The organism is Hymenobacter sp., from assembly GCF_036388155.1.
Lineage (GTDB): Bacteria > Bacteroidota > Bacteroidia > Cytophagales > Hymenobacteraceae > Hymenobacter.
Genome location: NZ_DASVSI010000111.1, coordinates 1 through 8,891, shown reverse-complemented (window position 1 = coordinate 8,891; position 8,891 = coordinate 1). Strand labels below are relative to the sequence as shown.

4 protein-coding genes, 1 pseudogene and 1 riboswitch are annotated in these 8,891 nt (G+C 62.5%); of the genes and pseudogenes, 3 read left to right on the top strand and 2 right to left on the bottom strand.

Annotated elements, in window-relative coordinates:
• Positions 1–121 precede the first annotated feature (121 nt).
• Positions 122–1,291, bottom strand: a complete 1,170-nt coding sequence (locus VF629_RS15305; RefSeq protein ID WP_331059365.1) for an LLM class flavin-dependent oxidoreductase — start codon at positions 1,289–1,291, stop codon at positions 122–124.
• A gap of 144 nt (positions 1,292–1,435) precedes the next feature.
• Positions 1,436–2,746 carry an APC family permease gene (locus VF629_RS15300; protein ID WP_331059364.1) on the bottom strand — a complete coding sequence of 437 codons (1,311 nt, stop codon included), beginning with the start codon at positions 2,744–2,746 and terminating at the stop codon, positions 1,436–1,438.
• Between the two features lie 353 nt (positions 2,747–3,099).
• Positions 3,100–3,196, top strand: a riboswitch (SAM riboswitch).
• A gap of 487 nt (positions 3,197–3,683) precedes the next feature.
• Here VF629_RS15300 and VF629_RS15295 point away from each other — a divergent pair.
• From VF629_RS15295 to VF629_RS15285, 3 genes and pseudogenes are all read left to right on the top strand, one after another.
• Positions 3,684–6,713 (top strand): TonB-dependent receptor, encoded by a 3,030-nt coding sequence (locus tag VF629_RS15295; RefSeq protein ID WP_331059363.1) that lies wholly within the window; start codon positions 3,684–3,686, stop codon positions 6,711–6,713.
• Positions 6,714–6,885: 172 nt separating this feature from the next.
• Positions 6,886–8,241, top strand: coding sequence for a RagB/SusD family nutrient uptake outer membrane protein (locus VF629_RS15290; protein ID WP_331059362.1), 1,356 nt, complete (start codon positions 6,886–6,888; stop codon positions 8,239–8,241).
• Between the two features lie 266 nt (positions 8,242–8,507).
• Positions 8,508–8,891, top strand: a pseudogene (locus VF629_RS15285) (zinc carboxypeptidase); the annotation flags it as partial.

The window sequence follows — 8,891 nt, the reverse complement described above, 5'->3', positions numbered from 1 at the left end:
GTAGTTCGCGTACCGGACAACTCTAACAGCGCGGGGACGCGAACTACAAAGTTCGCGCTACTGCTTGGCCCCAGCTCTGAAACTCTGAAATAAGGGGGCAAACCGCACCGGTTGCTATTGCTTAGCGCAGCGGCGCGGTGGTGAGGGGCGTCACCGGCGTTTCGCGGGGGATGCGGCCCTGCACCTGCGGCATCGACACATTGGGCAGGCGCGGCAGCACGTAGCGGGCGAACAGGTCGGCCTCGTCCAGCAACGGATAACCTGAGAAGATGAAGGCGCGGAAACCCATGTCCATGTAGCGGTTCAGCTTTTCCACAATCTGGTCGGGGTTGCCCACGAGGGCCCCACCGGCCCCGGAGCGGGCTTTGCCGATGTCCGTCCACAACAGCGGCTCCACAAAGCCTTCCATGTCGGCGTGCTCACGCAATTGGTTTTGGCGGTGCACCCCCAGCGACCACGAGTCCTGGGCGCGGCTCTTGATTTCGGCGCCCTTCACGGGGTCAAATTTCGACATGAGCTTTTTGGCGTAGCCGCGGGCCTCGTCCTCGGTTTCGCGGACGATGACGTGGATGCGCAAGCCAAAGTCAATCTGACGGCCGTGCGCGGCGGCGCGGGCGCTCAGGTCCTGCATGGTCTCGTAAAGCATCTCCTCGGTTTCGGGCCACATCAGGAACATGTCGCAGTACTTGGCGCACACCGCGCGGGCGCCCTCCGAAGTGCCGCCGAAATAGAGCAGCGGGCCGCCGTTTTGCTGGTACGGCTTGGCGGGGTCAGCGGGCATGTCGAACTGGTAAAGCTCGCCCTTGTGCACGATGCGTTCCTGCGTCCAGGCCTGCTGCAGGATTTCGATGGTTTCGGCGCAGCGCTGGTAGCGCAGTTCGGGCACTTCGCGCAGGCCCGGCAAGTCCGAATTGATGATGTTGATGGTGAGGCGGCCTTCGAGCATGTGGTCGAGCGAAGCCAGGGCCCGCGCCAGCATGGGCGGGTGAATTTCGCCGGTGCGAATGGCCGTGAGCAAGTTGATGCGCGACGTTTGAGGGGCAATGCCGGCCGCAAACGTCATCACGTCCTGGCCCACGGTGTAGGAGGTGGGCAGCAGGATATTGGAGTAGCCCAGCCGCTCCGACGTCAGCACAATGTCGCGGCAATGGGCCCAGGAGCTGCGGTAGGCTCCATCGAGCACGCTCAGGTATTGGGTGTCGCCGCCGCAGAGGTCGTCAAACCAGGAAATTTCGGCCACGCGCTGCGGCGTGCGAATGGCAACGGAGGCAATGGGAGAGGAGAGCGGCATTCTGAAATACGGGTTTGTATTGATGCTAATTGGAAAAAGCAGCACGGGGTAGAGACGCAACATTTTGCGTCGCCGCGGCCGCGCCGTTTGTGCGGCACCGCCCAGACGTCATCGTTGAACGCCAAGACGCAAAATATTGCGTCTCTACCCCGTGCTGCTGGATTTTCGGCGATTGGAAAGAAAGTAAAGGCCTAAACCGGCCACTGCAGCCACGCCCACGTCGCGCGCTTCGTTGGCGGCGCTGTTGGACAGCAGCCACAGGCAAAGCGCCACGCAAGCCACCGCCACAGCGCCACCGCCCCATACCTGAAACGGTGCCGGCTGGGCCGGGTGGCGCCGCCGCAACACCGGCAGCGCGGCGCAAGTCAGGGCAAAGTAGCCCAGCCGAATGATGGTGCTCAGGGTGAGGGCGTAAATGAACGTGCCCGAAATAGCCAGCACCAGCTTGAGCGCCGCCGACACCAGCAGCGCCACGTGCGGCGTGCGAAAACGCGGGTGTAAAGCGCCAAAAAAGGCCGGAATCTGGCCTTGTTCGGCCAACGCAAACAGCAGCCGCGGGCCCGTGAGCATCAGGGCATTGAGCGTGCCCAGCGCCGTGAGCATGGCCGCCCCGGCAATGAACGCCGCCCCCGCCGGGCCCATGAACTGCTCGCTGGCGTTGGCCAAGGGCCGCTGCGAGGTGGCTAGGCCCGGCAGCGTGCCGATGCACACCACCTGCACCAGCAAAAACAGCAAGGCCACCGTGGCAATGGCGGTGAACAGGGCAAAGGGTACGTTGCGTTGCGGCTGTTCGATTTCACCCGCTGGAATGGCCGCCACATCGAACCCCGAAAAGGTGAAAATGAGGAGCAGCACCGCCCCCGAAAAGCCCGCGTAAGTGGGCGCCACAGCAAACGAAAACGCTTGCCAATCAACGAAAAATAACCCCACCCCGGTGAAAAATACTAAAGCCAACAGCTTGCTGACGGTGAACAAGTTGTTGACGCGCGAAGCCGTGCGTACGCCCACCAGATTGACGACCGTGAGGCCACTGATTATGGCTGCCATGAGCGCTGCCCGGCCCACTCCCGCGCCCACGCTGGGCCAGAAATACGCGGCGTAGTCGACAAACAAGTTGCAAAGCGCGGCGAAGCTGGCCAGCCGGGAAATCCAGAGCATCCAGCCCACTTCGAAACCCACCAGCGGCCCAAAGGTCTGCCGGGCGTAGAGGTAGGGGCCGCCGGTGCCATTGAAGCGGCTGCTCACCTCGGCAAAGCACAGGATGATACCGGCCACAATGGCCGCACTTGCCACGTAGGCCACCAGGCTATAGGCCCCGACCAGCGCATAAATCTTGGACGGTAGGCCCAGGATGCCGGCCCCGATGGTGATGTTGACGATGAGCGCCACGAAGTCCCAGCGGCGGATACCGCGCACGAGGTCAGGCCGGGAAACGGCCAGTGGAGTAGGGGGCATGGAAACGAAAATACGATTGGAAAATGGGCGCCTGCGGGCAGGGCTACGCGGGGTTAGGCGGCGGCGGGGCCACAACAACAGGTGCGATTTCCAATCAATTTCTCGTTCAAAATGGGAGTGTATGCAGGCCCGTTGAAATTTTTTTCCGTCGTGTGCAAGGAGGTTCTGCAAACGGTTCGAGTTGGGACAAATATAGGCACCAGCGCTTGTGAGACAACTTTTGGCCCTTTCCCCCGCAATGGCTTTAAAGTGGAGGATAAGCGCTGCGAGAAATAAAATTCGGGCTTTTTATTAGGCTTTGAGAAAAATGTTGCTTTACATTTGCAGCACAATTCCTTCAAACCAAAGAATTGTTTTTATACAGAGGCGTGGAGAGACAGGCTCGACGAAACGCCGGCAACCAACGGGGCTAACCCTCCGAAACGGTGCCAAGTCCTGACCATATAAAAACAAAAGCCATGGACTTTTCGCGTCCCCTCCCCGCTTTTCCGACTGCCCCTTCAGCCGTACAGCATGGCTGTTGTTGCACGTCGAGCATGCCCGCCTGTATGCGGCGGGCCGGCCGGGGCTGTTGAGCGAAGTGCTCTTTCATTTTCCTGCCGGCCTCACGGGCTGCCGCGGCTAAGCCATAGCCGGGTGCCGCATGGGCTGTTGTGCCTGCGCGGCAGCTGTTCGCCAGCCTCCCAGCGCCTGACCTTCAATGGGTAGGCGCGGGCTACCTCTCATTTTCTGGGCAAAACCTGCGGCTTGGGGCCGGGCGTCGTTGTGCACAAACGGCGGCTCACCCTCGCCGCCGAACGCCGCGACCCCCACGCTCCTGGTGCACCGGAGCACGTGCGGACGCGGCCCATGGGCCCAGACTTTTCACCCTTGGGCCCGCTTGTGTCCCGCCAACGCGCGGCTGGCCCGGCCCCTCCACCCCCAACTCTTGCTTCTCATGAACACCAATACGCTTCGGCGGTCGCTCTTTCTCCTGCTGTGGGGAGGGGCCACCGCCACCAGCCACGCGCAAACGGGCCCCGAGCCCGTGGTGCGCGGCACCGTGACCGACGCCAGCAGCCACACGCCGTTGCCCGGCGTGACGGTACTCGCCAAAGGCAGCACCGTGGGTACCACCACCGACGCCAACGGACAATTTACGCTCCCGGCAGCTCCCGGCAGCGCGCTCGTTTTCAGTTTCGTGGGCTATGCCCCCAAGGAAGTAGCGGCCGCCACGGGCCCCCTCGCCATCGACCTGGCGCCTGATTTGCAGGAGCTTGCGGAAGTGGTGGTGACGGGCTACAGCGAGCAGAACCGCAAAACCCTGACCAGTGCCATCAGCTCGGTGCGGGGGGACGAGCTAAAGAACATTCCGGCTGCCAGCCCCGACCAACTGTTGCAGGGCAAGGCGCCCGGCGTGCAGGTTTCGGCCAACTCGGGCGTGCCGGGCGGGGGCATTTTCATCCGCATCCGGGGCAGTAATTCGGTGAACGCCAGCAACGACCCGCTCTACGTGGTGGATGGCGTGTTCATCAACAACACCAACCTGATTGCGACGGGCCTGGGCAACCAGGTGTCGAGCAACCCGCTGGCCGACCTCAACCCCTCGGATATCGAAAGCATCGAAATCCTGAAAGATGCCAACGCCACGGCCATTTACGGTTCGCGCGGGGCCAATGGGGTAGTGCTCATCACGACCAAGCGCGGCAAGGCCGGCGACAAAACGCGCATCACCTTCAACACGTACCACGCGCTGTCGGAGGCGCCCAAGCAGTATAAACTGGCCAGCGGCCCCGAACTGGCCGCGCTGGAAAACGAGCGTTTTCTGAACGACGGCGGCACTCCGGCCCTGGTGCCGTACCGCCCTGCCGCCTCGGGGGGGCGCGGACTGCCGGAGGAGCAGCCGACCTACGACCGGCTCTCTGACGTGTTCCGCACCGCCCAAACGCACAGCTACGAGCTGTCGGCCGCCGGCGGCTCCGGCAAAACCCAGTTTTACATCGGGGCGGGCTATTTCACGCAGGAATCGGTGGCCAAGCCCAGCGCTTTCGACCGGTTCAGTTTGCGCGTCAACCTCGACAACTCGGTGACGGACAAGCTGCGCATTGGCACGAGCACCGCGCTGAGCCGCACGCACCGCAACGTGAGCAGCAACGACAACAACCCCGTGGGCGTCATCAACTCGGCCTTGTTCACGCGCAACAACCTGCCGATTTATAACCCCGATGGTTCTTATGCGAAGTACGGGTCGTTTGATAACGCCCAGGCGCTCATCAAAAACCTGAACAATGACGCGGTGGGCACGCGCGTGATTTCGAACGTGTACGGCACCTACCAGTTCGGCAAAAACCTGACTTTCCGCAGCAGTTGGAGCATCGACTTCAACGACATGTACGAGAATAACTTCAACAACACGTTGATTCTGGCGGGGCAGCCGCGGGGCACGGCCTCGTCGTTTCTCTCGCGCGACATTACCCTGCTCAACGAGCAGACGCTGAACTACAGCGTGAACTTCGGCGAAAACCATTCCTTGCAGGCGCTGGTGGGCAATACCTTGCAGCGCAACACCTTCCAGCGGACCAGCCTGGCGGGCCAGCAGTTTCCGGGCAACGACTTGACCACCATCGCCTCGTCGGCCACGCAAACGGGCAGCTCGTCGCGCTCGCAGGCCGGGCTGGTGTCGTTTTTTGGTAAGGCCACTTACAGCTTCAAGGAGCGGTACACGGCTGATGTGAGCGTGCGGGCCGATGCTTCCTCGCGCTTCGGGCGCGACAACCGCTGGGGCTATTTCCCGGCCGTGGGGCTGGGCTGGCGCCTGGGCGAGGAAAACTTCATTCAGGACCTCGGCATTTTCCAGGAGTTGAAGCTGCGGGCCAGCATGGGCAGAACCGGTAACCAGGCCGGCATCAGCGACTTTGCGGCCCTGGGCCTGGTGCAAGGCGGTGCCAACTACCTCGACCTGCCGGGCACCGCCCCGCTGCAGCTGGCCAACCCCGACCTGAGCTGGGAATCGACCCGGCAGTGGAACGTGGGCTTGGACGCGGCCGTGCTGAAAAACCACTTGGTGCTGGAGCTGAATTATTACGACAAGTACACCTCCGGCCTGTTGCTGAACGTGCCGGTGCCGCGCAAAACCGGTTTCTCGTCGCTGGTCGAAAACTTCGGCGCCGTGAGGAACAAGGGGGTTGAAATTCAGGCCACGGCCAACTGGCTGCCCAAAGGCGCGGTGCAGTGGAGCACCACGGTCAACGTGGCCCGCAACGTGAACAAGATTGAAAAGCTGGCCGCGCCCATCACCACGGGCTCGCGCGACATTTTCCGGCTGGAGGAAGGCGCGCCGCTCTACTCGTTCTGGCTGTACAAACAAACCGGCGTGAACCCCGAAAACGGCGACGCTCAATACGAAGACGTGAACGGCGACGGGCAACTGACCGTGGCCGACCGCAAACTGGTGGGCAACGCCTGGCCCGACTATTTCGGCGGCGTCACCAACTCGGTCAGCTACAAGGGCATTGACTTCGGCTTTACGCTGAACTTCGAGCAGGGAGCGAAAATCATGAACATGAACCGCTTCTTCCTGGTGCACGGCGGCACGCAGAGCAACATTGGCTACCTGAGCGAGCAGCTGGAGCGCTGGCAGCGGCCCGGCGACGTGACCGACATTCCGCGCCTCACCACCAATCCGACCAGCAACAACTACGGCGGCGTGGTGCAAAACCTCAGCGACCGGTACCTGGAAGACGGCTCTTTTGTGCGCCTGCGCACCCTCACGCTGGGCTACACCGTGCCCGCCCCCCTGGTGGCCAAAGCCCGCCTGAACTCGCTGCGGGTGTACGCGCAAGCCGCCAACCTCTTCACCATCACGCCCTACTCCGGCCTCGACCCAGAGGTGAACTCGCAAAGCGGCGTGAGCAACACCAAAAACTTCGACTGGGCCACGGTGCCCCAGCCCCGCACGTTCCAGGTGGGCGTCACGGTCGGACTCTAACACAACTGATTAATTCACAGAACGGTGTAGCGACGCGTATTCGCGTTTCGGCATTAGTAAGGGGTAAAGCCTGGATAATGCTCAAAAGGTGCGGGCGATGAGACGCGAATACGCGTCGCTACAGCAGCCAGGTGCCACCTCAGTTCTGGATTTTCCTTAGCCATTTCCTCAGATGAAAAAGACCTTATTTCGTTTTCTGTTGGCATCCCAAGTTGCGGCGGTCACGCTCAGCCTGGGGGCTTGCTCCGACCTGCTGGAGCCCACGCCGGTGCAGCAGCTGCCCGACGACCAGGCCATCACCGACGCGGGCAGTGCCCGGGCGGCAACCATTGGCGTCTACGACCGGGTGCAGGCGTATTACCAGCTCAACTGGCCGGTGCTGGGCTTTTTGCCCGGCGACAACGTACGCTTCAACGGCACGCTTAACCAGTTCCTGCAAATTGACCAGAACCAGCTCAGCGCCGACAACGTGCTGATTACCGAGGCCTGGACGCAGATGTACCAGGCTGTGAACGGCGCCAACAACGTGATTGCGGCCCTGCCCGGCATCAACGACCCGCTGCTGCCCGCGGCGGAGAAAAACCAGCTGCTGGGCGAGGCGTATTTCCTGCGGGCCCTGGTTTATTTCGACCTCGGCCGCGGCTGGGGCGGGGTGCCGCTGGTGCTCACGCCCACCCGCAGCAAGGAAAACGGCAAAGGGCTGGCCCGCAGCACCCAGGCCCAAACCTACGACCAAGCATTGGCCGACCTGACCCAGGCCGAAACCCTGCTGCCCGAAGCAGCGACCCGCAACCGCGCCGTGAAGGCCGCCGCCCGCGCCCTGCGCGCCCGCCTGCACCTCTACCGCCAGCAGTGGGCCGAGGCCGAAACCTACGCGTCGCAGGTCATTGCCAGCCCCAATTACCGCTTGGTGACGCCGTATCGGTCGTTTTCCACCGCCCCGTTCCTGAGCCAAGAGTCGGTGTTTGAATTGACGTTCAGCAACTCCGACGCCAATGGCATGTGGAACAACTGGTTTCCCAGCGCATTGGGCGGGCAGTTCAACTTCCAGCCCTTGCCCGCGGCCATCGCGCAGCTGAATGACCCCACGGTGGGCGGCAGCCGCTCGGCCCTGCTAAACAGCACCGTAATAGCCGGAGCCCCCGTCACCTACGGCAACCTCTACAGCCGCTCGGCCCAGCGCGACGACCCCAGCTACGTGCTGCGCATCGCCGAGCAGTACCTCATTCGGGCCGAAGCCCGTGCCCGTCAAGCCAAGCTCCCCGAGGCCATTGCCGACCTGAACGCCGTGCGCACCCGCGCCGGCCTGGGCTCCACTGCCGCCGCCACCGCCGAGCAACTGCTGCTGGCAATCGAGAACGAGCGCAGAATCGAGTTTGCCTTTGAAGCCGACCGGTGGTTTGACCTCGTGCGCACCGGCCGCGCCGATGACGTGCTGGGCGTCACGGACCAGCGCCGCTGGCTGTTCCCCATTCCTTTCAATGACTTGGTGGCCGACCCAGACTTGGTGCAAAACCCGGGGTATTAAATGGAGGCACCAGCCGGCGAAACCTCCCCCGGCCCTGCCGGGTACGACCCCTCTCCAACAGTAGAGGGAAGCCGGACGGGTTGTAGCGCGGACTTTTAGTCCGCGAGTTGCCTACGTAAATACAGTTCACGCGCGTACTAAAAGTCCGCGCTACAGCCTGCGCCGCCGTGGCTCCCCTCTCCGCGGGAGAGGGGTCGTACCCGGCAGGGCCGGGGGAGCCCTGCCGTCCGGCGCACCTGCCCAGTTACTTTTTAATTCCAGTTTCCATGTTGAAAACATATCTCTCCGCTGCGCTGCTGACCTTGAGCCTAGCGCAAGCAGTGCCCGCAATGGCGCAAAACAGCTATTTTTTCCCGGGAGCCCAAGCCAATACATTTGACTCGAAAATTCCAACTCCGGAGCAGTTCCTTGGTTACCCCATTGGCTCGCATTACACCCGTACCGACCAGATTGTGGCCTACCTGCGCGAGTTGGACCGGGTGTCGGACCGCGTAAGCCTGCGGGTGCTGGGCAACACGTTTGAGGAACGGCCGCAGGTGGTGGCCACCATCACCATGCCCGAAAACCAGCAGAACCTGGCCAAGCTGCAGAAAGACCGCCGAGCGTTGATTGACCCCAAGCTGCCGGCCCCCGACTACAAGAAGCTGCCG

Coding starts and splice junctions, on each gene's coding strand:
- VF629_RS15295 (WP_331059363.1), top strand. CDS start 3,684: ATGAACACCAATACGCTTCGGCGGTCGCTCTTTCTCCTGCTGTGGGGA.
- VF629_RS15300 (WP_331059364.1), bottom strand. CDS start 2,746: ATGCCCCCTACTCCACTGGCCGTTTCCCGGCCTGACCTCGTGCGCGGT.
- VF629_RS15290 (WP_331059362.1), top strand. CDS start 6,886: ATGAAAAAGACCTTATTTCGTTTTCTGTTGGCATCCCAAGTTGCGGCG.
- VF629_RS15305 (WP_331059365.1), bottom strand. CDS start 1,291: ATGCCGCTCTCCTCTCCCATTGCCTCCGTTGCCATTCGCACGCCGCAG.